Here is a 26,421-nt window from a genome sequence, read left to right as displayed (position 1 = left end):
GCGGTTATGGAGTCTCGCGAGCGGTTCGTGTTCCAACGGATGGCGGCCCAGCTCAAACGGGAGGCGGCGCTGCTGACGGGAGACCGGCTGATGGCGGCGGAGGCACGCGGCGAGGAGGCCGAGGCCGAGCTGTGCCTCACGTGGTACGAGATCATGGACACCGTCCGGGAGATCCGCCTGGTCTACGGGGTCTCCGGATGAGGGATCGTCACGGTGGGTGCGCGGGCGATACTGAGGTGGTGACCGCGTCTTCCGCCTTCCCGGCGCCGCCGTTCCACCTGCGCCTCATCGAGGACGCGCGGCCCGTCCTCGACCGGTACGGCCTGCTGCTCGCCGGCGGCTACGCGCTGCTGGCGCACGGGTGCGTCTCGCGCTCCGTCGACGACCTCACCTTCGCCACCGGCGGCGAGGCCCCGCTGGCGGAGATCGGCGCGGCGCTGGCCGGGGCGTTCGGGAGCACTGGCCTGTCGGCCGAGGTGTGCGAGGCCGGCGCCCGCATCGGCCGCGTCGTCGTCACCGACGAGATCACCGGCCAGTCGTGCGAGGTCGCCCTGCTCCGCGAGCCGCTGCGCGACCGTCCCGCCGACATCGGCCCCTGCCGGGTGCTCGGCCTGGACGACGCCGTGGGCCTCAAGGTCCGGGCTCTGCAGGACCGCGGCCTGCCGCGCGACTTCGCCGACGTGGCCTCGGTGTCCGGCCTGTACTCCTTCCGCCTGCTCGAACAGCTCGGCGCGCGGTACGACGACGAGTGGCGGGTGGAGGACCTGGTCGAGCGGCTGGAGACCGTCGACCTGCTGGCCGACGAGGCGTTCGGCGGCCTCGACGAGGAGGGCGTGGCCGCCGTGCGGCGCTTCGCGTACGCCTGGGCGGAGGACATCAAGCTGCGCCGCGTCGACGACGGCGACGCAGAGTTCGACCTCGACGTCCCCGACGTGGACTGATCCAGGACGCGGAAATCCTCGCGCGCACCGGCGTTTCCGGTGGATTAGGGTCTCCGGAAGATCGCACGCCGGGTTCGCGCGAGGGGGACTCCATGGGGACGGAGGGCGACGGCCCTGACGGTGGCCGGCCCGCGCCACGGGGGAAGGCGTCCCTGGGGGAGCGCGCCTCATGGCGGCTGCTGCTCGGCCAGGTGCGCCCCCACCGGCGGGTGCTCCTCACGGGTGGCCTGCTCAGCCTCGTCGGCAGCCTCGCCGGGCTCGCCATGCCGGTCTTGGCCAAGCGGGTGATCGACGCGTTCGGCGCGGGCGGCGGGCTGGCCGGCCCGGTGCTCGGGCTGTCGGCCGCGGTCCTGGTAGGCGCGCTGATCTCGGCGGCCGGGCGGTTCCTCCTGGAGCGGATGGGCGAGACGATCGTGCTCGACTCGCGCCGGAGCCTGGTGGACCGCATCCTGCGGCTCACGGTGCCCGACGTGGACCGGCTCAAGCCCGGCGACCTGCTGTCGCGGGTCAGCTCCGACACGACCCTGCTGCGGGCCGTGTGCACGGACGCGCTCGCGTCCCTGGTCGGGGCGGTCTTCATGTTCCTCGGCGCCGCCGTGATGATGGCGATCATGGACGGCCTGCTGCTCGGGGTGACGCTCGCCGTCGTGGGCCTGGTCGCCCTCATGGGCGCGGCCATCGCCCCGCGCATCCGGCGGGCCTCGCTCCAGGCGCAGGTGGCGCTCGGCGAGATGAGCTCGATGCTCGACCGCGCCCTTCAGGCGTTCCGTACGGTCAAGGCCAGCGGCGCGGAGGCGCGGGAGACCGCGGTGGTGGGCGCGGCGGCCGTCGAGGCGCGCGACCGGGGTGTGGCCGCCGCCGCGTGGACCTCGCTGGCCGGGATCGGCGCCTGGATGTCGGTCCAGCTCGCGTTCCTCGCGGTGCTGGGGGTGGGCGGCGCGCGCGTCGCGTCGGGGGAGATGGAGATCTCCACTCTGATCGCCTTCTTGCTGTACCTGTTCTATCTGGTCTCCCCGATCGGCCAGATCATCCAGAGCCTCACCCAGATCCAGAACGGCCTGGCCGCGGTGACCCGCATCCAGGAGATCGCCACGTTGCGCACAGAACCCGCCGCCGCGCCCGTGGCGCGGGGCGGCGGCGAGCCGGTCGGGGTGACCTTCTCCGGGGTCGTCTTCCGGTACGGCGAGGACCGGCCGGTGGTCCATCACGACGTGACGTTCGAGGTGCCGGCCGGCGGCATGACCGCGCTGGTCGGCCCCTCGGGCGCGGGCAAGTCGACGGTGTTCGGCCTCATCGAGCGGTTCTACGAGCCGCAGGAGGGGACGATCGCCCTCGGTGGGCGCGACATACGCGACTGGCCGCTCGGCGAGCTGCGGGCCATGCTCGGGTACGTCGAGCAGGACGCCCCCGTGCTCGCGGGGACGTTGCGGGAGAACCTCGTCTTCGGCGCGCCCGGCGCGACCGACGAGGAGGTCGCCCGCGCCCTCGCCCGTACGCGCCTGGACGACCTGGTCGAGCGGCTGCCCGAGGGGTTGGAGACGCCGGTCGGCCATCGCGGCATCCTGCTGTCGGGCGGCGAGCGGCAGCGGGTCGCCATCGCCAGGGCGCTGCTGCGCAGGCCCAGGCTGCTGCTGCTCGACGAGGCGACCTCCCAGCTCGACGCGGTCAACGAGATGCGGCTGCGTGAGGTCGTGGCGGAGGTGGCGCGCGAGACGACGGTCCTGGTGATCGCCCACCGCCTGTCCACCGTGACCGGGGCCGACCGGATCGTGGTGATGGAGGCCGGTCGCGTGCGGGCCTGGGGCACCCACGACGAGCTGGTCGCGGCCGACGAGCTCTACCGCGAGCTCGCCGCCACGCAGTTCCTCGTCTCGTCCTGACCGGCGGGTCCGCGATCTCCGCAGACGCCGATGGCAAAGCCGTGAGCAGCCCTTACACCGGGCCACAGCTTCTTTCGACCGGGAACCGGGAACGTCGCTGATGCGTAACCTCTCCTTCACCACCGCCCGGTTGCCGGAGCCATCGCGCGTGCGGGCGCGTCCGGTGACCTCGGGTCGGAGGCGGGGCGCCCGGTCGCTTCGGCCGGGCGCCCCGCCGCTTATCTCTCACGTAATCGATCTTTTTCACGCGGTCCGCCAGGCTCGGACGTGTTCGACCGAGACCTGAGGAGTGCGGATGTTCTTCGAGACCGTTGACGGCACGCGGCTGGCCTACGAGGACTACGGGCAGGGCGAGCCGATCGTCTTCCTGGCGAGCTGGGTGCTGCACAGCGACATGTGGGAATACCAGCTGCCGTTCTTCGTCGAGCACGGCTACCGGTGCGTGACGCTCGACCGGCGCGGGCACGGCCGCTCCGACCGCCCCTCAGGCGGCTACGACCTGGACACCCTGGCGGACGACGTGGCCGCGCTGATCGAGCACCTCGGCCTGCGCCGGGTGACCCTGGTCGGGCACTCGGCGGGCGGCGCCGAGGTCGCTCGTTACCTGGCCAGGCACGGCGAGGAGCGCGTCACCCGGGTGGCGTTCGTCTCCGCCGTGCTGCCGTTCCTCAAGCGGACCGAGGACAACCCCGAGGGCGCCCCCGAGGAGGCGCTGCGGGCCACGCCCGCCCAGTTCGCGACCGACCGGCCGAAGTGGTTCGCCCGGCAGGCGCAGGTCTGGTTCGCCACGCACCTCGGCAACGACGTCTCCCCGGCGCTCGTCGACTGGACGCTCGCGCAGTGCCTGTCGACCTCGCCGTGGGCGACCGCGCGGGTGTTCGAGGCGCTCTACCACGCCGACCACCGGGACGGGCTGCGCGCGATCACCGTTCCCGCGCTCGTCGTGCACGGAGCCGCCGACATGTCGGCCAGAGTGGAGCTGACCGGCCGCCGTACGGCCGCGCTCGTCCCCGGGGCGGTCTACAAGGAGTACCCCACTGGCGGGCACGGCCTGTTCGTGACCCACAAGGACGCCCTGAACGACGACCTGCTGGACTTCCTCAAGAGCGGCTGACCGGCAGGAGCAGTCAGCCGGCGAGGTGGCGCATGGAGCGGACCGACCAGGCCAGGGCGGGCACCGCGAGCACCGCCATCAGGGCGAACGCGAGCGCCACGTGGCGGCCTGCCAGGTCGCCGGCGAACAGCGCGCGCCCGGCCTCGACCGCGTGGTAGAGCGGGTTGACCTGGGCCGCCGTCCGCATCCACTGCGGAGCGAGCGACATCGGCAGCAGGATGCCGGTGAACAGGATCAGCGGCAGCGCGAAGAACTGCAGAATCTGCGACATGCCGTTCTCGTCCCGCACGGCCAGGGCCAGGCCGTACGACATGCCGGAGGCGAACAGGCCGGTCAGGGCCATGAGCAGGAGCATCAGGGCGACGCCCGGCAGGCTGGGCCGCATGCCCATCAGCAGCGCCACCACGATGAGCAGCACCGCCTGCGCGACCAGCACGATCATGTCGCGCAGCGTCCGGCCGAGGACGATGGCCGGGCGGCTCGCCGGGCTCGCGGCGAGCCGTTCGAGCACCCCGGTGCGGATCTCGGCGATCATGCCGAAGCCGACGAACAGCGAGCCGAACAGCGCGATCATCACCATCACGCCGGGGGTGAACATGGCGAGCGTCCGCTCCTCCGGCACGCCGGGCCGGGTGTTGGCCAGCAGCGGAGCGAACAGCAGCAGATAGAGGACGGGCTGGAGGAGGCCGAACAGCGGCCAGACCGGGCTGCGGGCGGTGTTGCGCAGCTCGTAGGCCAGGAACAGGCCGGTGTGTTTCAGCATCGTCGGACCTTTCGAGGGTTCAGGCCGCGTCGCGCAGCGAGCGGCCGGTCTTGCGCAGGAAGACGTCGTCGAGCGTGGCCCGCTCGAGCGCGACGGACTCCAGGGTCAGGTCGTGCCCGGTGAGCGCGGCCAGCAGGTGCGGCAGCGCCCGCTCGCCGTCGTCCAGGTAGACCCGCAGCAGGTCGCCGTCGGCCCTGACCTCCCGCGCGTACGGCAGGCCGTCCAGCACGCGCGCCGCTCCACCTGGGTCGGACACCCGCAGGGACACCACGTCGCCGGCGATCTCCCGTTTGAGCTCGGCGGGCGTCCCGGCCGCGACGACGAGCCCGTGGTCGACGATGACCAGGCGGTCGCACAGCGCGTCGGCCTCGTCGAGGTAGTGGGTGCTGAGCAGGACGCTCGTCCCGCCGTCGCGCAGCGCCCTGATCCGGTCCCACAGGTTCGCCCGGTTGTGCGGGTCGAGGCCGGTCGTGGGCTCGTCGAGGAACAGCAGCGGCGGCCGGTGCACCAGGCCGAGCGCGATCGCGACGCGTCGCTTCTGGCCGCCGGAAAGGGTGCGGGCCGGCCGGTCGGCCAGGCCCGCCAGGTCGAACGCCGCGAGCACCTCGCCGGTGCGGGCGGCGGCCTCGGCCGCCGTCAGGCCGTTGACCCGCGCGGCGAGCAGGAGATTAGCCCTGGCCGTGTTGTTCTCGTCCACGCCGCCGGCCTGGCCGACGTACCCGATGTGGCGCCGCACCTGCTCGGGAGAGGTCAGCAGGTCGTGCCCGGCCACCGTCGCGGTGCCGCCGGTGGGCGCGACCAGCGTCGCCAGCATGCGGATCGTCGTGGTCTTCCCCGCGCCGTTGGGGCCGAGCACGCCGAAGATCTCGCCTTCGGCGACGTCGAGGTCGATTCCGCGCACGGCCTCCACGGGCTCTGCCGCCGGGCCGCCGCGGCGGCCGCGGGGGTGGTAGGTCTTGCGCAGCTCCCGCGCATGAATGATCACGTCCGGCTCCTCGTCGGTCAGGGGATGTCGTCGCGCTGGATGCGTTCGACGGCCTGTTCCAGCCACTCCAGCTGGGCGCGGTACTCGGCCGCGCTCAGCGCCAGGCACTCGTCCACGTGCCGCGGGGCGTCCGCCGCGCGCTTGGCGTCGCGGGCCCGCTCGAAGCTCGCGAACCCCATGCGCAGCCGCTCGGTCCTCTCCCGTACGACCGCCAGCAGGTCGGCCTTCGGCAGCCGGTCCATGAACGTCAGGGCGACCTGGAACGGGTCGACGATCGGCATGATCTCCGACCAGTGCTCGCGCAGCCGCCGGTCGAACTCGGCCCGTCCCTCGGGCGTGATGGCGTAGACCGTGCGCCCGCGCGCGCCGCCGCCGGGGGATCCGCCGTCGCCGACCACCTCCAGCAGGCCTTCCTGGGCCATCTTCCCCAGCGCGTGGTAGATCGAGCCGAAGGCGATGTTGGCCCAGTGCTGGGCGCCCCACAGTTCGAGCGTCTTGCGCACCTCGTATCCGTGCAGCGGCCCGTCCAGCAGCACGCCCAGGATCATCACCCGCGTCGATGTCATATTCAAATTTTTGTACAAATTTGAGTATGGTGGTCAACCATGAACCCCGACACAGACAGGCGAGAGATCCGCAGGGACGACGACGGCGCCCTGCTCGGCTACGTCCGGCGGGCCGGTGAGGAGTGGGAGCCGCTGACCGTCTTCGGCTACCCCATCGGCGCGGCCGGGCCGTACGAGCGGGCCGAGGAGGAGGTGCGCCGCGCCGGGCTCGACGTGCTCGCAGGGCAGTGGGAGTTCCTCGAGGACGGCGAGTGGTACCGCTGCGTGATCCTGGAGGCCGCCGCCGGCGAGGTGCGGGTGCGGCCGGCCGACCACCGCTACCCGCACCACCTCTACGCCCTGACCCTGGAGCGTCCCACCCCCGAGACGCTGCGCCCGCGGCGGTGACGCGCGCGCAAGATCCTCCGGACGCCCTAGGGTGAGGTCCATGCGACCCACGGCTCTGATCACCGGCGCCTCGCGGGGGGTGGGGGCGGCGATCGCCCGCGCCCTCGCCCCCACCTGCGAGCTCTTCCTGGGCGGGCGGGACGGCACGGCGCTCGACGCGCTGTGCGCGGAACTGCCGGCGGCCCGCCCCTGGGCGGTCGAGCTCACCGAGCTCACCCCCGCCGACGTGGAGGGGATCGACCGGCTCGACCTGCTGGTCCACAGCGCGGGCGTGGCCAGCGTCGGGTCCCTCGCCGACACCCCCGCCGACGAGTGGCGGCGGCTGATGGAGGTCAACGTCATCGCCGTCGCGGAGCTGACCCGGCTGCTGCTGCCCGCGCTGCGGGCGGCGCGCGGGCACGTCGTGCTGATCAACTCGGGCGCCGGGCAGCGGGCCAACCCCAACTGGGGCGCCTACGCCGCGAGCAAGTTCGCCCTGCGCGCGTTCGGCGACGTGCTGCGCGAGGAGGAGCACGCCAACGGCGTGCGGGTCACCTCGATCTTCCCCGGGCGGGTGGGCACGGACATGCAAAGAGGCATCCGGGCCCAGGAGGGAGGACCGTACGAGCCGGGAAGATACTTGGAGCCGGAATCGGTGGCGCGGGCCGTGCTGGCCGCGCTGACGGCCACGCCCGACGCCCACGTCACCGAGATCACCGTACGGCCGGCTGGGGGACCGACCCGCTGACGGCCGCACGAGGCGCGGGGGACGGACGTTCATTACAGTGGCATCACCGCCACGCCGCCCATCTGGAGGACCGGTGCATGTGACTTACTGGTGCGAGATGGCGTGGCTGCCGCCCGGCGAGGTCGTCGAGAGCGTGGTCGTCGGCGTCGAGGGCCGCCGCATCGTGGAGATCAGGCCCGAGGCGTCGCCTCCCCCGGGAGCCGTACGGCTGGCCGGGCTCACCCTGCCCGGCCTGGCCAACTGTCATTCGCACGCCTTCCACCGCGCCCTGCGCGGCCACACCCAGACCGGCCGCGGCAGCTTCTGGACCTGGCGCGAGCGGATGTACGCGGTCGCCGAGGCGCTCGACCCGGATCTCTACCTCGCCCTGGCCACCGCGACGTACGCCGAGATGGCGCTCGCCGGAATCACCACCGTGGCCGAGTTCCACTACCTGCACCACGGCCCCGGGGGCAGGCCGTACGCCGACCCGAACGCGATGGGCCACGCGCTGGTCGAGGCGGCCAGGCGGGCCGGGCTGCGCATCACCCTGCTCGACACCTGCTATCTGACCGGCGGCATCGGCGAGGCCCTCGTCGGCACCCAGCTGCGCTTCGGCGACGGGGACGCCGAGCGCTGGGCGGCCAGGGCCGACGACCTCGCCCGGGCGCACGAGGGCGAGGAGGACGTGGAGATCGGCGCGGCCATCCACTCCGTGCGCGCGGTGCCCCCCGAGCAGATGCACGTCGTCGTCGATTTCGCCCACCGGCACACCGGGCCGCTGCACGCGCACGTGTCGGAGCAGCGGGCCGAGAACGAGGCGTGCGTGGAGGTCTACTCGGCCACGCCCGTCCAGGTGCTGCACGACCACGGCGCGCTGGGGCCGCGCTCGACCGCGGTCCACGCCACCCATCTGTCCGACGTGGACGTGGCGCTGCTCGGCGGCTCCACCACCCACGTGTGCATGTGCCCCACCACAGAACGCGACCTCGCCGACGGCGTCGGCCCCGCCCGCAGGCTTCTGGAGGCCGGATCGCCCGTCACGCTCGGCACCGACAGCCAGGCGGTCATCGACCTGTTCGAGGAGGCCAGGGCGGTCGAGATGGACGAGCGGCTGGTCACGGGCGAGCGCGGGCACTGGCCCGCCGCGCAGCTCCTGCACGCCGCGACCGCCGCAGGGCAGGCGTCGCTGGGCTTCCCCGACGCCGGGTGCCTGGTGGCCGGGGCCTGGGCCGACCTCGTCTCCGTGCGGCTCGACTCGGTCCGTACGGCCGGCGCGACCAAGGCGTCGGCGGTGGAGTCCGTGGTCTTCGCCGCCACCGCCGGCGACGTGCACACGGTCGTCGCGGGCGGGCGGCGGATCGTGGAGGACGGGCGGCACGTGCTCGGCGACGTCGGCGCGTTGCTGCGCGACGCGCTCGCCCCGCTGCACCGGTGAGGTTTGCGCTGTTCGCGGTGTGGCGAGGATCAGGAGACGTGGGGCCGAGCGGCATGACATCAGTCGTTTTCACGGGGATCGGGCTGCTGTACACGGCGGACCCGGAGCGGGAGGAGATCGAGGACGCCGCGCTGGTCGCGGAGAACGGAGTGGTCCGGTGGATCGGCCGCTCCGCCGACGCGCCGCCCGCCGACGAGCGGGTCGACGTGGACGGACGCGCCGTCATCCCGGGATTCGTGGACAGCCACGCGCACCTGGTGTTCGCCGGCGACCGCACCGAGGAGTTCGCCGCGCGGATGGCCGGACGGCCCTACACCGCGGGCGGCATCCGCTCGACCGTCGCCGCCACCCGCCGGGCCACGATCCCCGAGCTGGTGTCCACCACCGCGCTGCTGGTCTCGGAGATGACCATGCAGGGCACGACGACGTTCGAGATCAAGAGCGGCTACGGCCTCACCGTGGAGGACGAGCGCCGCAGCCTGGAGATCGCCTGCCAGTTCACCGAGGAGACCACGTTCCTCGGGGCGCACGTCGTCCCGCCGGAGACGGCCGCCGACGACTACGTCAGGCTCGTGACCGGCCCGATGCTGGAGGCGTGCGCGCCGTACGCCAAGTGGGTGGACGTTTTCTGCGAGCGCGGCGCGTTCGGCGAGGAGCACAGCAGGGAGGTGCTCACGGCGGGCCGCAAGGCGGGGTTGCAGCTCAGGGTCCACGCCAACCAGCTCGGACCGGGGCCGGGCGTGCGGCTGGCGTGCGAGATGGGGGCGGCATCAGCCGACCACTGCACCCATCTCACCGACGCGGACGTGGACGCGCTCGCCGCCGGCGGGGTGGTCGCCACCCTGCTGCCGGGCGCGGAGTTCTCCACCAGGTCGCCCTACCCGGACGCGCGGCGGCTGCTCGACGCGGGCGTCGCGGTGGCCCTGGCGACCGACTGCAACCCGGGCTCCTCGTTCACCACCTCGATGCCGTTCTGCGTCGCCCTGGCCGTGCGGGAGATGGGCATGACGCCGCCGGAGGCCGTGCGCGCGGCCACCCGCGGCGGGGCGCGGGCACTGCGGCGCACCGACGTGGGCACCCTGTCCGTCGGCTCCCGCGCGGACCTCGTCATCCTGGAGGCGCCGTCGTACGTCCACCTCGCGTACCGGCCGGGGGTGCCGCTGGTCGCGCAGGTGTGGCGGATGGGGCGCCGCCTTGTTTGAGCGCCCGCAACCTGGGTAATCGCCTTTTTTCCCGGCCTCGCATCCTCCTTGGGGAGGAAAACGAAACCATTCCCCGGTCGTATCCGTTTGGGGAATCTTTGCCATGGACCGGCCGTTGTCCGGGTCAGAAGCAGGGAGCCGGGGGCCGTGCCGAGCGGGGCGGACACGTCCGGCCCACCGGCTCACATATTGCATATCGCGGCGGCGGAACGAGGTGCCATCGGATGGCGACGGGGAATCGGACGCAGGAACAGCACGTCTCTGACCGGGATCTGCTGGGGACTTATCTGGCCGAAATCGGCCGTGTCCCGTTGCTGACCGCGGAGCAGGAGGTCGAGCTGGCCAAGCGCATCGAGGCGGGGTTGTTCGCCGAGCAGTTGCTCGACAGCGGGCGGTCCGAGCCGAAGATCGCGGACGCGACCGACGAGGAGCTGGAGCGGATCGCGATCTCGGGGCGGCGGGCGAAGGACGAGTTCATCCAGGCCAACCTGCGCCTCGTGGTCGCGGTCGCGAGGAAGTACTCCGGACGGGGGATGCCGCTGATCGACCTGGTGCAGGAGGGCAACCTCGGGCTGGTCCGCGCCGTGGAGAAGTTCGACTACCGCCGGGGGTACAAGTTCTCGACCTACGCCACCTGGTGGATCCGGCAGTCGGTGGGCCGCTCGATCCACGAGCAGGCGCGGCCGGTGCGGCTGCCCACCCACGCGGGCGAGCAGATGACGCGGCTCATGCGGGTGCGCAGGGACATGCTGGCGGAGTTCGACGCTGAGCCGACCGACGCCGACCTCGCCGAGGTGCTCGACCTGCCGATCGAGCGGGTGCAGGAGCTGCGCCGCTGGGCCTCCGACCCGGTCTCCCTTCAGCTCGGCGTGGGCGACGAGGACGAGACCGAGCTCGGCGACATGATCGCCGACGAGACCTGGGCGGACCCCGAGCAGCAGGCTATGGCCACCCTGGAGAAGGAGCGCCTGGAGCAGTGGCTGACCGGCCTCGAGGGCCAGATGCGCGAGATGCTGCGCTGGCGGTACGGCCTGGTGGACGGCCGCGAGCACACCCTCACCGAGGTGGGGGAGCGCTACGGCATCGGCCGTGACCGCGCCCGGCGCATCGAGCGCGACGCGCTGGTGCGGCTGCGCAAGATGGCCAGCGCCGCGTAAGCGGCGGGCCCCCTCGGCCGAGTGACGAAGGCCGGCGCCCGCGGTCGTCCGTGGACGTTGTCGGTTCATCATGCGGAGAGGGGGTGCGCCCCGTCTGCCGGCCGCCTCTACTCGGGTGCGCCGTCGAGCCGCAGCGCGTCCGCATTCCGGGCGCACCAGTCGGAGAAGGTGCGGGGGCGGCGGCCCAGCAGGTGGCGCACGGTGTCGGTGCGGACTCCGGTCGTGTCCGCGCGCATGAGCGCCGCGGCTTCGAGGACCGCGTCGGCAAGGGGCTTCGGCGCGCCGTCGGGGTAACGGGACCGGACGATCTCCTCGGGGGTGGCGGCCGTACGGACCTCTATGCGGCGGCCGATGGTGGCGGCGATGATCTCGACCTGCTCGGCGATGGTGAAGGTCTCGTCACCGGTGAGGGTGTAGGTCCGGCCTTCATGGCCGTTCTCGGTCAGCACGAGGGCGGCGACGGCTGCAATGTCGGCCGGATCGATCGGCGCGGCGCGGCCCGGCCCGATCGCATCGAGGACGAATCCCTCCTCCCTGATGGACGGCATCCATTCCAGGACATTGGTCATGAAACCGCCGGGACGCAGGATCGTGGCCGGTATGCCGGACGCCCGCAGCAGCCGCTCGCGTTCGTGGTGCCAGCGGCCCATGGCGGGCACCGGATCTCCGAAGACCCAGATGGACGACAACAGCACGATGTGGCGCACTCCGGCGATGCGCGCGGCGGTGACGGCGTTCGCGGCCTGGTCCACGCCGATGCCCGGGGTGAGCAGGAAGAGCCGGTCGACGCCGTCGAAGGCGGGGGTGAGCGTCGAGGGCTCGTCCAGGTCGCCGAGCACGCGCTCGGCGCTTGCGGGCAAGCCGGCCGCGCGGGCGGGATCGCGGACGAGGATGCGGAACTCCGCGCTCCTCGCGTCGAGCTCGCGGACCAGCTCACGGCCGATTCTGCCGGTGGCTCCGGTGACCAGTAGCATGACACTCCTAATCGTTTGCCGTCTAGCGATTGACGCACGACGGAACGTTAGCCGGTAAATGATTAGCCGTCAATCGATCTGTCGTCCGGAGGTGGCGATGGCCGAGTTCCTCGACCTGCACAGCAAAACGACGAAGGCGCTGCGTGCGCTGGCCGAGACGGCCATGCGCCGCCATGGCCTGCATCAGGGGCAGGATCACCTGCTGGCGGCCCTGTGGGAGCGCGACGGCAGCACGCCCGGCGAGATCGCGGCCGCGTTGCACGTCACCACGCCCACCGTCGTCAAGATGGCCACCCGGATGAGCGCCACCGGTCTGCTCGTCCGTCGTCGCGACGAACATGACAGCAGGCTCGTGAGGCTCTGGCTGACCGACGCGGGCCGAGCGCTTCAGGGACCGGTCGAGGCCGAGCGCCGCAGCCTGGAAGAGAAGATCACCGCCGGTCTCACCGAGACCGAGCGCCGCCATCTGATGACCGCGCTGGCAAAGGTCTACGATTCGGCCAGAGATCTGCTGTGACCAGGGCGTTCGGGGCGGAGGACGGCAGTCCGGTCAGGGTCGGCGGTGGCGCATACGAATAGAACGCAGCCCTCGGCTACTTTGCGACCGGTTGCATCGACCTGAGTGGAGGGCCGACGACGCGCACTCCATTGCGGGGTGCGCGTTTTGTCATTCCCAGCACGTCCGAAACAGGCCCGAAACACGGTGGTGGCGAGTTTCACACATGTGAAACACACATGGTCGTGGGCTGAAACGGCGGAAGAACACGCTGTCGCCAACGTCAGTGCGCCAGCCGGCCAAGGTCGCCCGGGAGGAAGTCACTGCGGGAGCGATAACCGGCCACACGCCAAATGTAAGGAGGGCCGCGTCGGTGAAGATCGATACCGGCACCACCGCCTGGATGATCACAGCCACCGCTCTGGTGCTGCTGATGACGCCCGGGCTCGCGTTCTTCTACGGGGGCATGACCAGGGCGAAGAGCGTCCTGAACATGATGATGATGTCGTTCGTCAGCATCATCACCGTCACCATCGCCTGGGTTCTGTACGGCCACTCGCTGGCCTTCGACGCCTTCGGCGACGGGGACAACTTCGTCAACAAGCTCATCGGCGGCGGGGACGCCCTGGGTCTGCAGAGCCTCGTCGACACGGCCACCAAGGACGACGGAACCGGTATGCCGAGCCTGGTGTTCTCGGCCTTCCAGCTCACCTTCGCCATCATCACCGTGGCCCTCATCAGCGGCGCGATCGCCGACCGGGCGAAGTTCGGCGCGTGGGTCGTCTTCGGCCTCGCCTGGGCGACGCTCGTCTACTTCCCCGTGGCCCACTGGGTCTGGGGCGGCGGCTGGCTGGCCGGCCTCGGCATCGAGGACTTCGCCGGAGGCACCGTCGTCCACGTGAACGCGGGCGCCGCCGGCCTCGCCCTCGCGCTGGTCCTCGGCAAGCGGACCGGGTGGCGCAAGGACCCGATGCGGCCGCACAACCTGACCCTGGTGCTGCTCGGCGTCGGTCTGCTGTGGTTCGGCTGGTTCGGCTTCAACGCGGGCTCCGAGCTCGCCGTCGACGGCACCGCCGGTCTCGCGTTCATGAACACCCAGGTCGCCACGGCGGCCGCCGCCGGCGCCTGGATCCTCGTGGAGAAGCTGCGCGACGGCCACTCCACCACCCTCGGCGTCGCCTCCGGCGCGGTCGCGGGCCTCGTCGCCATCACCCCGGCCTGTGGTTTCGTCGACCCGTGGGCGGCGCTCGTGCTCGGTCTCATCGCCGGCGCGGTCTGCGCGTACGCCGTGGGCCTGAAGTACCGCCTCGGCTTCGACGACTCGCTCGACGTGGTCGGCGTGCACCTGGTCGGCGGCGCGATCGGCGCGGTCTCGCTCGGCATCATCGCCCGCTACCCCTTCGCGGACGGCCAGAACGAGGGCCTCATCTACGGCGGCCCGATCTCCCAGCTCGGCGTGCAGGTCCTCGGTCCTGTCGCGGTCGGCCTCTACTCCTTCATCATGGCGTATGTCATCGGAAAGATCATCGACAAGACGATGGGCTTCCGGATCAACCAGGAGGAGGAGGTCACCGGCATCGACATCACCACCCACGCCGAGACCGGGTACGACCTCGGCACCGTCCACTCCTCGGGAGTGGCCTCCGTCAACGGGCCCGTGCCCGCGCCTGCGAAGAAGGTCGACGCATGAAACTCATCACCGCAGTCATCAAGCCGTTCAAACTGGATGACGTGAAGGCCGCCCTGGAGCAGTTCGGCATCAAGGGCATGACGGTCTCGGAGGCCAGCGGCTACGGCCGCCAGCGCGGCCACACCGAGGTCTACCGCGGCGCCGAGTACCAGGTCGACCTGGTGCCCAAGGTCCGGGTCGAGGTGCTCGCCGAGGAGGACGACGCCGAGGACGTCATCGACGTCATCGTCAAGGCGGCCCAGACCGGCAAGATCGGTGACGGCAAGGTCTGGTCGGTCCCCGTGGACACGGTCGTCCGGGTCCGCACCGGGGAACGCGGGCCGGAGGCGCTGTAACCGGATGATGAGAGGGGAGGCGCGCTCGTTCGCCGCGATCCGCAAGGACCGGGCCGCGGACATCGACAGATGGCTCACCGATCTGTTCCGCACGGCGGCCACCCGGCCGTACGCGCGGGAGGGAGGATCGGGAGGGAAGGGCGGCTTCCCCGACGAGCGCGGCCCCGCCGCCTCTCACGGGACCGGCCTCACTGGAATCGAGCACAGTGGAATCGGGCACAGCGGGGCCGGCCCCGGCGGGATCAGCGGGGTCGCCCTGGTCGCGGTCGGCAGCCTGGGGCGGGGCGAGCTCGCCCCGGGCAGCGACCTCGACCTGGTCCTGCTGCACAACGGTCGCGACGACGTGGCGAGGATCGCCGACCGCATCTGGTATCCCATCTGGGACTCCGGGATCGGCCTCGACCACTCGGTCCGTACGGTGGACGAGGCGGTCAAGGTCGCCAGGGAGGACCTCAAGGCCGTGCTGGGCCTGATCCAGGCGCGGCACGTGGTGGGGGACCCCGAGCTGACCAGGGCCGTGCGGGAGGCCGTGCTCGCCGAGTGGCGGGCGGACTCCCGGCGCAGGCTGGCCGAACTGCGCGCGTCGGCCGACAAGCGCGCCGAGTCCGGCGGCGAGCTGGCCTTCCTGCTCGAACCCGACCTCAAGGACGCCAGAGGCGGGCTGCGCGACGTGCAGGCGATGCAGGCCGTGGCCGCCGCCTGGGTCGCCTCGGCCCCCGGCCCGCGGGTCCGCGAGGCGTACGAACTGCTGCTGGACATCAGGCACGGGCTGCACCTCGTCACCGCGCGCGGCACCGACCGCCTGGTGCTCCAGGAGCAGGACGCGGTCGCCGGCACGCTGGGGCTGCTGGACGCCGAGGCGCTGATGCGCCGCCTGGCCGAGGCGGGCCGGACCATCTCCCACGCCTTCGACGCCACCTGGCGGACGGTCGACCGGCTGCTCACAGGGCCCGCCCCCCGGGGCCGCAGGCCGCTCGCCGACGGCGTCGTGGAGCACGGCGGCGAGGTCGTGCTGGCCCGCGGCGCCAACCCGCGCACCGATCCCACGCTCGTGCTGCGCGCGGCCGCGGCCGCCGCCGAGGCCGGGCTGCCGCTCGCGCCCGCGACGGTCTCCGCGCTCGCCGCCCAGTCGCCGCCGCTGCCGGTGCCGTGGCCCCCGGAGGCGCGCGGCGCGCTGGTCGCCCTGCTCGGCGCGGGGCGCGCGGCCGTACCGGTCTGGGAGGAGCTCGACCAGGCCGGCGTGCTCGTGAAGCTCATCCCCGACTGGGAACGCGTACGGCACCGGCCCCAGCGCAACCCCGTCCACCGCTACACCGTGGACCGGCACCTCATCGAGACGGCGGCCGGGGCCGCGGCCTTCACCCGCGAGGTGTCCCGCCCCGACCTGCTGCTGATCTCGGCGCTCCTGCACGACGTCGGCAAGGGCTGGCCGGGCGACCACTCCACCACGGGCGAGGTCGTCGCCAGGGACATCGGCACCCGGATGGGCCTGCCCCCGGCCGACGTGGAGACCCTCGCGACCGTGGTGCGCCACCACCTGCTGCTGCCGGAGACCGCCACCCGGCGGGACCTGGACGACCCGGTCACCATCTCCCGGGTCGCGGAGGCCGTCGGGTCCAGGGAGGTGCTCGAACTGCTGTCCGCGCTCGCGGTGGCCGACGGCAACGCTACCGGCCCGGCCGCGTGGAACTCCTGGAAGGCGTCCCTGGTCTCCGACCTGGTCCGGCGGGTGCGGTCGGTGCTGTCCGGCACGCCGCCGGCGCCCGCGCCGTCCCTTTCCCCCGAGCAGGCGGCGCTCGCCCGGCACGGCGGCGGCGCGGTGCGCGTGAACGGGAGCGCGGTCACCGTGGTCGCGCCCGACCGTCCGGGCCTGCTGTGGCGGGCGGCCGGGGTGCTCGCGGCGCACCGCATGGCGGTCCGCTCCGCCTCCGCCGCGTCCGCCGGGTCGACGGCCGTCATCGAGTTCGTCGTCGTCCCCGAGTACGGCACGCCGCCCGACCCCGCGACGCTGGAGGCCGACCTGCGCCTCGTACTGGCCGGACGGCTCGACATCGAGCAGCGCCTGGCCCGGCGGGCGAGGTCGATGCGCCCGTCCCGGGTGCCGGTCGCGCCGCCCAGGGTCACCCTGGTGGACGACGCGTCCCTCACCGCGAGCGTGGTGGAGGTCCGGGCGCACGACAGACCCGGCCTGCTGTGGCGGATCGGCCGTGCGTTCGGCGAGTGCGGTCTTGACGTACGCGCCGCGCGTGTGGAGACTCTGGGCGCAGAAGCGGTGGATGTCTTCTATGTGGCGGATCGCACAGGTCGTCCCATCCTCGACGAGCAGCAGCGAATCCAGGTGCGAGAACACGTGCTCGCGGCACTCAGATGAAGTGGGTAACGATCCTCACCTCTTGGTAACAATTGGGGTGCTGCGGTAGGGGTAGGGCCGCTCGCCGTCGTGACCTTGTGGTCGAATTGTCCCCGCTTATACAGCTGTGTCACTTCATGCTGTCCAGACGCGTGAAGGCAGGCCGAACGATGGCGGGGCCGGTGAGCATGGAGCAGTCGAATACCGATAACCGCAGGCGGCGGAGTCGTCTCTCGCCGCGCAACTGGAGAGTGCCCACACGCCTGACCGCGCTGATCGTCGCCCCGACGATCGTGGCCGTGCTCCTCGCCGGTGTCCGCGTCGTGGGCTCGATAGACAGCCTGACGGCCTACCAGCGGACCAGGTCGGCGGCGGAATACTCGGTGCACCTGCGGGACCTGGCCGAGCAACTGGCTCTCGAACGCGACCTGTTCGTCTGGGGCGGCACCAGCAAGCGCAAGTTCAACATCGACGGGGAGACCGAGGTCACCCGCGCCCAGCAGCGCGCCGCGGTCGACCCGCTGATCCAGCAGGTGAAAGCCGACCTCGACAACATCAACGAGGACTTCGGCACGCGTGCGGTGGAGCAGGCGCAGCAGCTCACGAGCCGCATCTCCAGCCTCGCGGGCATCCGCGAGAACGGCGCGCCGGAGGACTTCAGCGCCGTGATCGCCAACATCCTGCGGCTGCACGACGAGCTGGGCAACAACGACGACAACGCCGCGATCGTGGGCAACCTCCGCGCTCTCAGCGCTCTCGCCCACGCCAAGGAGGAGGCGGCCCTGCAGCGGGCCACCCTCACCCGCGAGCTGCTGGAGCGCAACCAGACCTTCACCACGTTCGAGCTGCAGGACTTCCTGGCCTCCCAGTCGCGCCAGCAGAGCTACCTCGCGACGTTCTACACCGAGGCCCCGGCGACCGAGGCGAGCCGCCTGGTCACCCTCTTCGGCGACAAGGACGTGGTCAACAGCGAGCTGACCAAGTCGTGGGCGCTCACGCTCGGCCTGCAGAACCAGTCCCTCAGCCGCTACCGGGGCAGGGACAGGACGGCCCAGCAGTGGTTCCAGGACAGCACGAAGGCGATCGAGCAGATGGCGGCCGTCGAGGGCCGCGTGTCGGAGCTGGTGCAAAGCCGCGCCCGCGACCTGCAGTCGGCCGAGCAGCGCAACGCCCTCATCGCCGGCGGCTTGATCCTCGCACTCCTCGTGCTCGTGCTCGCCACGACCGTGCTCATCGCGCGGTCGATGGTCCGGCCGCTGCGCCGCCTGCGGGCGGAGGCGCTCGACATCGCCGGGCGGAGGCTGCCGGACATCGTCCGGCAGATGCGCGAGTCCGAGGACCCCGAGCGCGAGTCCCACGTGCAGCCGATCGCGGTCGACAGCAGCGACGAGATCGGCGAGGTGGCGCAGGCCTTCGACGAGGTCCACACGCAGGCCGTGCGCCTGGCCGCGGAGGAGTCCCGTCTGCGCGCCAACGTCAACGCGATGTTCGTGAACCTCTCGCGGCGTACGCAGACGCTGGTGGAGCGGCAGATCTCGCTGATCGACGGCCTGGAGCGGGGCGAGGAGGACGGCCGTCGTCTCGCCGACCTGTTCAAGCTGGACCACCTGGCCACGCGCATGCGCCGCAACAGTGAGAACCTCCTGGTCCTCGCCGGTCACGAGCCGCCGCGCAAGCGGAGCCAGCCCGCCCGGCTGGTCGACGTGGTCCGCGCCTCGCTGTCGGAGGTCGAGGACTACGAGCGGGTCGTCGTCCGGATTCCCCGTACGATCGCGATCGCCGGGCACGCCGCGAACGACGTCGTCCACCTGCTGGCGGAGCTGGTCGAGAACGCCATCGCCTTCTCGCCGCGCAACACCAAGGTCGTCGTCTCCAGCAGCCCCGTCGAGGGCGGCGCCGTGATGCTCGGCGTCACCGACGCGGGTATCGGCATGTCGCCCGAGGAGCTCGCGGAGATCAACCGCCGTCTCGCCGAGCCGCCCACGATCGACGTCTCGGTGTCCCGCCGCATGGGCCTGTTCGTGGTCGGCCGCCTGGCGTTGCGTCACGGCATCCGCGTGCAGCTGCGCCGGGGCGACGGCGCGGGCGTCATCGCGATGGTGCTGTTCCCCGCCCAGCTCATCTCCAACGCCGACCAGCCCGTGATGCCGCGGCCCTCCGTCCCGGTCGGGCAGACGGCGGCCGGACTGCCGACCCGGCAGGCGTTCGCCGAGCCTGACCCGCTCGGCTCCGCGCCGGCCGGCGGCTCGTTCGAACCCTGGAGCCCCGGCAACGGTGCGGCGGGCGGGGGCGTCGGGTCCCGCAGGCCCGCGGCCACCAGCGGGAACGGTCCCGGTGTGAACGGTCCCGGCGCTAACGGGCTCAGCGGAATCGGCGCCGGCGGCAACGGCACGGGCGGGTTCGCCGCGTTCGGCGCGCCGACGGCGGATGCGCCGCCCGCGCCGCCGGAGAACCCCTACGGGGAAAGCGCGTTCACCGAGTACTCGGGACCGCAGCCGGTGCCTGGCCTGCCCGGGAGGGCTCCGGAGGGCGACGCCCGCCGCCCGGCGTTCGGCGAGCAGCCCGACTCGTCGTGGCCACCGTCGACCACCGGGCCCTCGGCGTTGCCGCAGCGGGGATCACCGGCCGGATCACAGGGCGGAGCCGCGGGCGGGAGCGGTGAGCACCGCTCGGAGCACTCGTGGCCGTCGCTGCCCACCGGGCCGACGGAACTCCCGCAGCGGGGCGCGCCCTCGGGACCCGCGGCCTTCTCCCCGTCGACCACCGGGCCGACGGCGTTCCCTCAGCCGAGTTCCCCGTCCAGCACCGGACCCACGGCCTTCTCGCCGTCGAGCACGGGGCCGACCGCGTTCTCGCCGTCCAGCACCGGGCCGACGGCCTTCTCGCCGTCGAGCACGGGGCCGACCGCCTTCCCCGGCGCGGCGCCGCCCTCGGGACCGGCCGAGGACACCGCGTCGTCGACCGGGCCGCTGCCGTCGGTGGAGGAGTCGCCGCTTGAGCAGGGCGAGGAGTTCCTGCCGATCTTCGCCTCGGTCGAGTCGGCGTGGTTCCGGCGTCCCTCCGACACCGGCCCGCAGGCCGCGCCCGCGGCGCGGGCCGCCGCGGAGGCGGCTGCGCAGGCGGCAGGGGAGAAGGCCGGCGAGAAGCCCGGAGAGACCACCGGGGAGATCGCGAGGGTGCCCCGGTCCGCCCCCGCTCCGGGGCCCGTCGGCGCCCCGGAGGCGCAGAGCGGGAACCCCGGCGGGTGGCGGTCTCGGGCCGACAGCGGCTTCCAGGCCGCGGCGAGCGCCCGGGACCCCCTGCTGGGCGGCGTGACCGCGGCGGGCTTGCCGAAGCGCACGCCGAAGGCCAACCTGGTGCCCGGTTCGGTGGGCGCGGACGGTCCCGCCGCCGCCGCCCCGCGCCCCCCGGTCTCGGCCGATGCGGTGCGCAACCGCCTGTCCAGCTTCCAGCAGGGTGTAAGGCGAGGCCGGGCCCAGGCGGCCGGAGGTCTCGCCGAAGGGTCGGGTAAAGAGGAGGAGGGCTCGTGACTGAGCTGAGCGTGGAAGCACGCAGGTTCGACTGGCTGATCACCGAGTTCGTCGGCAGCACGCCTGGCGTGGCGCACGCGGTGGTGGTGTCGTCGGACGGCCTGCGGCTGGCCCAATCGGACGGCTTTCCGCCTGACCGCGCCGACCAGCTCGCGGCGGTCGCCGCCGGCCTGCTCAGCCTCACCGTCGGCGCCTCGCGGGTGTTCGAGGGGGGCTCGGTGACGCAGACCGTCGTCGAGATGCAGCGGGGACTGCTGCTCGTGATGGCGATCAGCGACGGCTCCTGCCTGGCCGTACTCGCCGCACCGGACTGCGACATGGGCCTGGTGGCCTACCAGATGACCCTGCTCGTCGAGCGGGCAGGTCAGGTGCTCACCCCGGCGCTGCGCGCCGAGCTGCAGACGTCGCGGCGATGACCAGGGGAGAGGGCCATGCGCGATCGTGACGGGACAGAGGACGAGCCTCTGTTCCGTCCGTACGCCGTCACCGGTGGCCGATCCGAGCCGCGTTACCACATGGCGATGGAAACCCTCGTATCATCGGTGACCTTGAAGAGCAACGATTATTCTCTGCTCAGCCCAGAGCAGGAATCGATCATGATGCTATGTCGTTCCGTACGATCGGTCGCGGAGATCTCGGCACTACTCCGGGTCCCGCTCGGCGTGGCCCGTGTGCTCATCGCCGACATGGCCGACGAGGGTCTGGTCCGCCTGCACATGCCGCAGCTGAACCAGGGACAGCCAGACCTCAACCTGCTCGAAAGGGTGCTCAGTGGACTACGCAGGCTCTAGCCGTGGTCTTACCTCGACGAAGATCGTCGTGGCGGGTGGGTTCGGCGTCGGGAAGACGACCTTCGTCGGTGCCGTCTCCGAGATCCTGCCGCTGACGACCGAGGCCGTGATGACCGACGCCAGTGCGGGCATCGACGACCTGGGGCTCACGCCGAACAAGACGACCACGACGGTCGCCATGGACTTCGGCCGGCTCTCGCTCGACCAGGACCTCATCCTCTACCTGTTCGGCACGCCGGGTCAGCACCGCTTCTGGTTCATGTGGGACGACCTCGTCCGCGGCGCCATCGGCGCGGTGGTGCTCGTCGACAGCCGCAGGCTCGCCGACTGCTTCCCGGCCATCGACTACTTCGAGGAGGCCCAGCTTCCCTTCCTGGTCGCGATGAACGGCTGGGAGGGGCAGTTCCTCCACTCGGAGGAGGAGGTCCGCGAGGCGCTGTCGCTGCCTCCGCACGTCCCGGTCGTCCGTACGGACGCGCGCTCGCGGGAAGCCGTCAAGTCCACGCTCATCAGCCTGGTCGAGTACGTGCTGACCGTCCGGGCCGCGTACGGCAGACAATACTGAACCCGGGAAAGGCTGTGTTCCCGATAGACCCCGCCCCGTCGATGGGGGCGGCGAGGGCGGTACCCCGGAGGGTGCCGCCCTCGCGGCGTCCGGTGCGCGCGCGCCGCCGAAGCGGCATTCTTTGCCCTGGGTGGCCCGATCCCCCGGACCCGCGCCTACCCGGCAGGGCAGAATTCGGTATTGATGCTGACCCGATATTTAACCAAATAACATCATCTACATGCCTGTCTAGGCTATTTGTGCACGGGTGTTCGGTTGGCCTCCCTGGTGTCGGTGTGCTGCAATTACCCTCGCCTGCAGGACGTCTCGCACGTCACGCCAGCCACATCCGTGCTGAGACACTTCCCCCTGTGCGCACATACGGCGAGAGGTTGCAAAGCCTGTGAGGACACAAGACCCCCGGACCGACGAGAGCCCCGGGACCGGGGTTCCGGCTGAGCAGGAGCCCGACGAGGGAAGTCGTTTACTCCTGCGCAACTGGCGCGTGCGCTCCAGGCTTGTGGCGCTGATCCTCATCCCGACGCTGGCGGCGCTGCTGCTGGGCGGCCTGCGGGTCGTCACCTCGGTCAACACGGCGTCCGAGTATCAGCAGATCAGCGACCTGGCGCGACTCGTGGACCAGGTCGCGGGCCTCACCCACGAGCTGCAGTCGGAACGCGACCGCGCCGCCTGGAACGCGACGCTCGGCCACCCGGCGAAGGCGACCGCCGCGGTCAAGGCGCAGACCCTTCTCACCAACAAGGCGGCCACCGCCGTACGCGACCTGGCGAACGAGGTCAGGACGAAGGTGAGCACCCGCGCCTCCGACGAGATCGACCACATCATCGGCAAGCTCGACGGCGTGGAGGTTCTGCGGAGCCAGGCCATGCAGGGGAACCTGCAACCGAGCGCCGTGCTCGACCAGTACACCCTCGTCATCGAGACTCTGATGGCCCTGCAGGACGAGCTGGCCAAGAGCACGCAGGACGACCGGCTCGCCGCCGCGGCCGTCACGCTGGCCGCGCTCGCCCGCGCGAAGGAGAACGCCTCCCTGCAGCGCGGCCTGCTGACCACGGTGCTGCCCAACACCCGCTTCGAGCAGGTCCAGCTGCAGAACTTCCTCGGCGCCGTGTCCGCCGAGGAGAGCGAGCTGCGCACCTTCCGCAAGAGCGCCACCCCCGAGGAACGCACCGACTACGACAACACGGTCACCGGCGGCAAGGTCGACCAGGCGGAGTTCATCCGCACGCTGGTGCTCGACCGTGCCAACGCGGGCTTCCCGCTCAAGGGCTTCGATCTGTCGGTGCGCGACGACACCCGCCTCTGGTACGACGCGATGTCGCAGCCCATCAACCGGATGCGCACCGTCGAGGCCAAGCTGACCTCCTCCATCGTGGCGCGGAGCCAGACGCTCAAGGACGACGAGCAGCAGCGGGCCATCATCGTGGCCGTCGCCGTCGCCCTCCTGCTGATCGCGGTCCTGCTCGTCACCACCGGCGTCGCCCGCTCGCTCGTACGGCCGCTGCGGCGGCTGCGCAGCGAGGCGCTGGAGATCGCCGGCAGCCGCCTCCCCGACACGGTCCAGAAACTGCGGGAGGCCGGCGACGCCGCCGAGGTCCCGCCCATCGCCCCGATCCAGGTGGTCGGCCGCGACGAGATCGGGGAAGTCGCGCGGGCCTTCGACGAGGTCCACCGCGAGGCCATCCGGCTGGCGGGCGACGAGGCCCGGCTGCGCAGCAACGTCAACGCGATGTTCGTGAACCTGTCGCGGCGCACGCAGACGCTGGTGGAACGCCAGCTGTCCCTGATCGACGGGCTGGAGCAGGGCGAGCAGGACGAGCAGCGGCTCGGCAACCTGTTCAAGCTCGACCACCTGGCGACCCGCATGCGCCGCAACAGTGAGAACCTCCTGGTCCTCGCCGGGCAGGAGCCCGCGCGCCGCTGGGGCCAGCCGGTGCCCATCGTCGACGTCGTGCGCGCCTCGCTGTCGGAGGTCGAGAACTACGAGCGCGTCGACATCCAGGTGCAGGCCGGAGCGTCGGTCGTCGGCCAGTCGGTCAACGACGTCGTCCACCTCGTGGCCGAGCTGGTGGAGAACGCCATCTCCTTCTCGCCCCGCGACACCAAGGTCATGGTGTCGAGCAACCGCATCGACGGCGGCGGCCTGATCATCTCCGTCAGCGACCAGGGCATCGGCATGACGCCCGAGGAGCTGGCCCAGACCAACTACCGGCTCGCCAACCCGCCGGTCGTGGACGTGTCGGTGTCCCGCCGCATGGGCCTGTTCGTGGTCGGCCGCCTGGCGCTGCGTCACGGCATCCGCGTGCAGCTGCGCCAGCAGGACACCGGTGGCCTGACGGCCATGGTGCTGCTGCCCGAGGCGCTGCTGGCCAACGCAGGCCCGGCGTTCCCCGGGGTGCCGGGCATGCCGCAGCCCGAGCTGACCAGCCCGATGCCGGCGGTCGGAACCGGGCCGCAGTTCGGCGCTCCCATGTTCGGCAACGCGCCGGCCCTCGCCAGCCCGACGCCGTTCGAGAACCCGCCGCGCACCCCGGTGTTCGGCGCGGACGCGCCCGGCGTCGGCACCCCCGGCGCGGACCCCTTCGAGCGCGGGCCCTTCGAGTCCTTCCCGCGGGAGACCGTCGGCTTCGACCCCGACCCGTTCACCCGCAACCCCTTCGAGCCGCCGCCGGGCCGCGGCGCCGACGGCGACCCGTTCGCGCGCAACCCGTTCGAGACGGGCGGTGCGGGGCGGCCGGGCGAGTCCGACCCCTTCGCCCGCAACCCCTTCGACACCGGCGGCTTCGGTCAGGGCGGGCAGCCCGACCCGTTCGCCCGCAGCCCGTTCGAGTCCGGGCCGTTCGACCGGGCGGCCTTCGACAAGACGCCGTTCGACAAGGCGCCGCCCGAGAAGACGGCGCCCGAGCGTGACCCGTTCGAGACCACGAACTTCGACTCGGGACCGTTCGAATCCAGCCCCTTCGACACCAACCCCTTCAGCCGGGGTCACGTCGGCGAGGCCCCCGTGGACACGCCCTGGCCGGGCCACCTGCCCCCTCCGGGAGGCGGCTCCTGGCCGGGCACCCCCCAGGACGACGGCGCCGGCTGGCCCGGACGGACCGGTCGCGGCGCCTTCGAAGGCGACGACAACACCGGCCCGCTGCCGGTGGTGCGGACCTCGCCGCTGGAGTCGGAGGAGGAGTTCCTCCCGATCTTCGCCGCGGTGGAGTCGGACTGGTTCAAGAAGGTCGACCTCCCGGCGGACGACAGCGACTCGGACGGCGAGCCCGCCGCGGACACCAGGACCTGGTCGTCCCCGGCCGACGCCGGCTGGCAGGCGGCCAAGGCGGCCAGCGAGCCGGCCCTGGGCGGGGTCACCTCGTCCGGCCTGCCCAAGCGGGTGCCCAAGGCGAACCTGGTGCCCGGCTCGGCCACGGCTCCCACCCCTTCCGCGGAGCCCGCCGCGGCAGCGGCGGCCGCCCCGCCGCCGCCCCCGCCCGTGCTCTCGCCCGAGCGGGTGCGCAGCAGGCTCTCCAGCTTCCAGCAGGGCATCCGGCAGGGCCGGGCGGTCGCCCGCGGGGAGGCTGGGGAGGAGCAGGGATATCCCGGGGCGGCGGCCCTGGGCATGCCTGATGCCCAGGACAGTGAGAAGGAGGACTGATGAGGGAAATGAGCCAGGCCGCGCGCGGCATCAACTGGTTGATCACGGACTTCGTGAACAACGTGCCGGGTGTGGCGCACACCGTGGTGGTGTCGGCGGACGGGTTGCCTCTGGCGTTCTCGGACGGGTTTCCGAAGGACAGGGCGGATCAGCTGGCGGCGGTGGCGGCCGGGTTGATCAGTCTGACGCAGGGTGCCTCGCGGGTGTTCGAGGGTGGCCCGGTGACGCAGACGGTGGTGGAGATGCAGCGGGGGTTGTTGCTGATCATGTCGATCAGTGACGGGTCCTGTCTGGCGGTGCTGGCGGCGGCGGATTCCGATCTGGGTCTGGTGGCCTATCAGATGACGTTGCTGGTGGAACGGGCGGGTCAGGTGCTGACTCCCGCGGTCCGCGCCGAGCTCCAGGCGTCCCACCCGCGGTGACGGAAGACTCCGCGAAGTGAGGCACGCGGTGGAGGACAGATCGGGGAAGACGCCCTGAGCGGGCGGCCGGGACGGCCGCCGGGTTCCGGAGCGAGAGCGAAAAGGTCAGGAGGACGCTGTGGCAGGCGGCGGCTGGAACAACGAGGCCTATCCGCCGGTGGACGACGCCCACCGGCAGTACGGCGGCACGAACCCCGTCCCGACGCCGGCGCCGACGGAGCAGAGCTCGCTGGTGCGGCCGTACGCCGTCACCGGCGGGCGTACGGCACCGCGGCTCCAGCTCGCCATGGAGGCGCTCGTGTCCTCCGCCACGGTGATGCATCAGGACCTTTCCACGCTCACCCCGGAACGCCAGGCGATCAGCACGCTGTGCCGTCAGGTGCGGTCGGTGGCTGAGGTGTCGGCGTTGCTGCGGATTCCGCTGGGTGTGGTTCGCGTGGTGATCGCGGACATGGCGGCGGAGGGGCTGGTGCATGTGCATCAGCCGCA

Annotated in this window: 24 protein-coding genes; 20 read left to right on the top strand and 4 right to left on the bottom strand. The window is 72.0% G+C overall.

The features are described 5' to 3' along the window. Nucleotides 1–6 precede the first annotated feature (6 nt). The 4 genes from ABZ860_RS24450 (at nucleotide 7) to ABZ860_RS24435 (ending at nucleotide 3,935) form a co-directional block, all read left to right on the top strand. A complete protein-coding gene (locus tag ABZ860_RS24450) occupies nucleotides 7–201 on the top strand; it encodes a hypothetical protein (protein WP_357224157.1) in 195 nt (64 codons plus the stop codon). A 38-nt stretch (nucleotides 202–239) separates the two neighbouring features. After that, a complete protein-coding gene (locus ABZ860_RS24445; RefSeq protein WP_357224154.1) occupies nucleotides 240–941 on the top strand; it encodes a hypothetical protein in 702 nt (233 codons plus the stop codon). A gap of 92 nt (nucleotides 942–1,033) precedes the next feature. After that, nucleotides 1,034–2,821, top strand: coding sequence for an ABC transporter ATP-binding protein (locus ABZ860_RS24440; protein ID WP_357224152.1), 1,788 nt, complete (start codon nucleotides 1,034–1,036; stop codon nucleotides 2,819–2,821). A gap of 295 nt (nucleotides 2,822–3,116) precedes the next feature. After that, nucleotides 3,117–3,935 (top strand): alpha/beta hydrolase, encoded by an 819-nt coding sequence (locus ABZ860_RS24435; protein WP_357224150.1) that lies wholly within the window; start codon nucleotides 3,117–3,119, stop codon nucleotides 3,933–3,935. A gap of 13 nt (nucleotides 3,936–3,948) precedes the next feature. Here ABZ860_RS24435 and ABZ860_RS24430 read toward each other — a convergent pair whose 3' ends face one another. Genes ABZ860_RS24430 through ABZ860_RS24420 form a run of 3 tightly spaced genes read right to left on the bottom strand, consistent with a single transcriptional unit; the run spans nucleotide 3,949 to nucleotide 6,249 of the window. After that, on the bottom strand, nucleotides 3,949–4,698 hold the full coding sequence (locus tag ABZ860_RS24430; protein WP_357224147.1) for an ABC transporter permease: 750 nt from the start codon (nucleotides 4,696–4,698) through the stop codon (nucleotides 3,949–3,951). A 19-nt stretch (nucleotides 4,699–4,717) separates the two neighbouring features. Next, nucleotides 4,718–5,683, bottom strand: coding sequence for an ATP-binding cassette domain-containing protein (locus ABZ860_RS24425; protein WP_357224144.1), 966 nt, complete (start codon nucleotides 5,681–5,683; stop codon nucleotides 4,718–4,720). A 17-nt stretch (nucleotides 5,684–5,700) separates the two neighbouring features. Further along, nucleotides 5,701–6,249 (bottom strand): PadR family transcriptional regulator, encoded by a 549-nt coding sequence (locus ABZ860_RS24420; RefSeq protein ID WP_357224141.1) that lies wholly within the window; start codon nucleotides 6,247–6,249, stop codon nucleotides 5,701–5,703. A 39-nt stretch (nucleotides 6,250–6,288) separates the two neighbouring features. Here ABZ860_RS24420 and ABZ860_RS24415 point away from each other — a divergent pair, with 39 nt between their 5' ends. The 5 genes from ABZ860_RS24415 to ABZ860_RS24395 all read left to right on the top strand — a co-directional run bounded on the left by ABZ860_RS24415 (nucleotide 6,289) and on the right by ABZ860_RS24395 (nucleotide 11,139). Further along, nucleotides 6,289–6,636 (top strand): hypothetical protein, encoded by a 348-nt coding sequence (locus ABZ860_RS24415; protein ID WP_357224138.1) that lies wholly within the window; start codon nucleotides 6,289–6,291, stop codon nucleotides 6,634–6,636. Between the two features lie 40 nt (nucleotides 6,637–6,676). After that, nucleotides 6,677–7,363, top strand: a complete 687-nt coding sequence (locus tag ABZ860_RS24410) for an SDR family oxidoreductase (RefSeq protein WP_357224136.1) — start codon at nucleotides 6,677–6,679, stop codon at nucleotides 7,361–7,363. 73 nt (nucleotides 7,364–7,436) lie between these two features. Beyond that, nucleotides 7,437–8,780, top strand: coding sequence for a formimidoylglutamate deiminase (locus ABZ860_RS24405; RefSeq protein WP_357224133.1), 1,344 nt, complete (start codon nucleotides 7,437–7,439; stop codon nucleotides 8,778–8,780). A 53-nt stretch (nucleotides 8,781–8,833) separates the two neighbouring features. Then, nucleotides 8,834–9,982: an imidazolonepropionase gene (gene hutI / locus ABZ860_RS24400; RefSeq protein ID WP_357224130.1), complete on the top strand. Its 1,149-nt coding sequence runs from the start codon at nucleotides 8,834–8,836 to the stop codon at nucleotides 9,980–9,982. A gap of 224 nt (nucleotides 9,983–10,206) precedes the next feature. Further along, nucleotides 10,207–11,139 carry a sigma-70 family RNA polymerase sigma factor gene (locus tag ABZ860_RS24395; protein WP_357224128.1) on the top strand — a complete coding sequence of 311 codons (933 nt, stop codon included), beginning with the start codon at nucleotides 10,207–10,209 and terminating at the stop codon, nucleotides 11,137–11,139. A 107-nt stretch (nucleotides 11,140–11,246) separates the two neighbouring features. Here ABZ860_RS24395 and ABZ860_RS24390 read toward each other — a convergent pair whose 3' ends face one another. Then, the gene (locus ABZ860_RS24390; protein ID WP_357224126.1) at nucleotides 11,247–12,113 is read right to left on the bottom strand and encodes an SDR family oxidoreductase; all 867 of its coding nucleotides are present in this window, start codon (nucleotides 12,111–12,113) and stop codon (nucleotides 11,247–11,249) included. A 97-nt stretch (nucleotides 12,114–12,210) separates the two neighbouring features. On the opposite strand from ABZ860_RS24390, the gene ABZ860_RS24385 reads away from it, so the two are divergent. The 11 genes from ABZ860_RS24385 to ABZ860_RS24335 all read left to right on the top strand — a co-directional run. Then, nucleotides 12,211–12,630 (top strand): MarR family winged helix-turn-helix transcriptional regulator, encoded by a 420-nt coding sequence (locus ABZ860_RS24385; RefSeq protein WP_357224123.1) that lies wholly within the window; start codon nucleotides 12,211–12,213, stop codon nucleotides 12,628–12,630. 352 nt (nucleotides 12,631–12,982) lie between these two features. Further along, nucleotides 12,983–14,299 carry an ammonium transporter gene (locus tag ABZ860_RS24380; protein WP_357224120.1) on the top strand — a complete coding sequence of 439 codons (1,317 nt, stop codon included), beginning with the start codon at nucleotides 12,983–12,985 and terminating at the stop codon, nucleotides 14,297–14,299. Further along, the gene (locus ABZ860_RS24375) at nucleotides 14,296–14,634 is read left to right on the top strand and encodes a P-II family nitrogen regulator (protein ID WP_030510869.1); all 339 of its coding nucleotides are present in this window, start codon (nucleotides 14,296–14,298) and stop codon (nucleotides 14,632–14,634) included. The genes ABZ860_RS24380 and ABZ860_RS24375 overlap by 4 nt, the downstream gene beginning before the upstream one ends. A 4-nt stretch (nucleotides 14,635–14,638) precedes the next feature. Then, entirely contained in the window at nucleotides 14,639–17,005 is a 2,367-nt protein-coding gene (locus tag ABZ860_RS24370) for a [protein-PII] uridylyltransferase (RefSeq protein WP_357224117.1), read from the top strand. Between the two features lie 230 nt (nucleotides 17,006–17,235). Beyond that, on the top strand, nucleotides 17,236–20,514 hold the full coding sequence (locus ABZ860_RS24365; RefSeq protein WP_357224115.1) for a nitrate- and nitrite sensing domain-containing protein: 3,279 nt from the start codon (nucleotides 17,236–17,238) through the stop codon (nucleotides 20,512–20,514). Between the two features lie 5 nt (nucleotides 20,515–20,519). Continuing rightward, the gene (locus tag ABZ860_RS24360; protein WP_198167377.1) at nucleotides 20,520–20,930 is read left to right on the top strand and encodes a roadblock/LC7 domain-containing protein; all 411 of its coding nucleotides are present in this window, start codon (nucleotides 20,520–20,522) and stop codon (nucleotides 20,928–20,930) included. A gap of 15 nt (nucleotides 20,931–20,945) precedes the next feature. Then, on the top strand, nucleotides 20,946–21,305 hold the full coding sequence (locus tag ABZ860_RS24355) for a DUF742 domain-containing protein (RefSeq protein WP_030510865.1): 360 nt from the start codon (nucleotides 20,946–20,948) through the stop codon (nucleotides 21,303–21,305). Nucleotides 21,306–21,333: 28 nt separating this feature from the next. Next, nucleotides 21,334–21,870, top strand: coding sequence for an ATP/GTP-binding protein (locus tag ABZ860_RS24350; RefSeq protein WP_260617195.1), 537 nt, complete (start codon nucleotides 21,334–21,336; stop codon nucleotides 21,868–21,870). 382 nt (nucleotides 21,871–22,252) lie between these two features. Continuing rightward, a complete protein-coding gene (locus tag ABZ860_RS24345; RefSeq protein ID WP_357224112.1) occupies nucleotides 22,253–25,510 on the top strand; it encodes a nitrate- and nitrite sensing domain-containing protein in 3,258 nt (1,085 codons plus the stop codon). An 8-nt stretch (nucleotides 25,511–25,518) separates the two neighbouring features. Further along, nucleotides 25,519–25,932, top strand: a complete 414-nt coding sequence (locus tag ABZ860_RS24340) for a roadblock/LC7 domain-containing protein (RefSeq protein ID WP_205825907.1) — start codon at nucleotides 25,519–25,521, stop codon at nucleotides 25,930–25,932. Between the two features lie 118 nt (nucleotides 25,933–26,050). Then, nucleotides 26,051–26,421, top strand: a 371-nt coding sequence (locus tag ABZ860_RS24335) for a DUF742 domain-containing protein (RefSeq protein WP_357224110.1), incomplete at its 3' end; no start/stop codon positions are given.

Origin of the sequence: Microbispora sp. NPDC046973, assembly GCF_040644495.1 — a bacterium.
Taxonomy (GTDB): domain Bacteria; phylum Actinomycetota; class Actinomycetes; order Streptosporangiales; family Streptosporangiaceae; genus Microbispora.
This window is presented reverse-complemented; position numbering and strand designations above follow the sequence as displayed.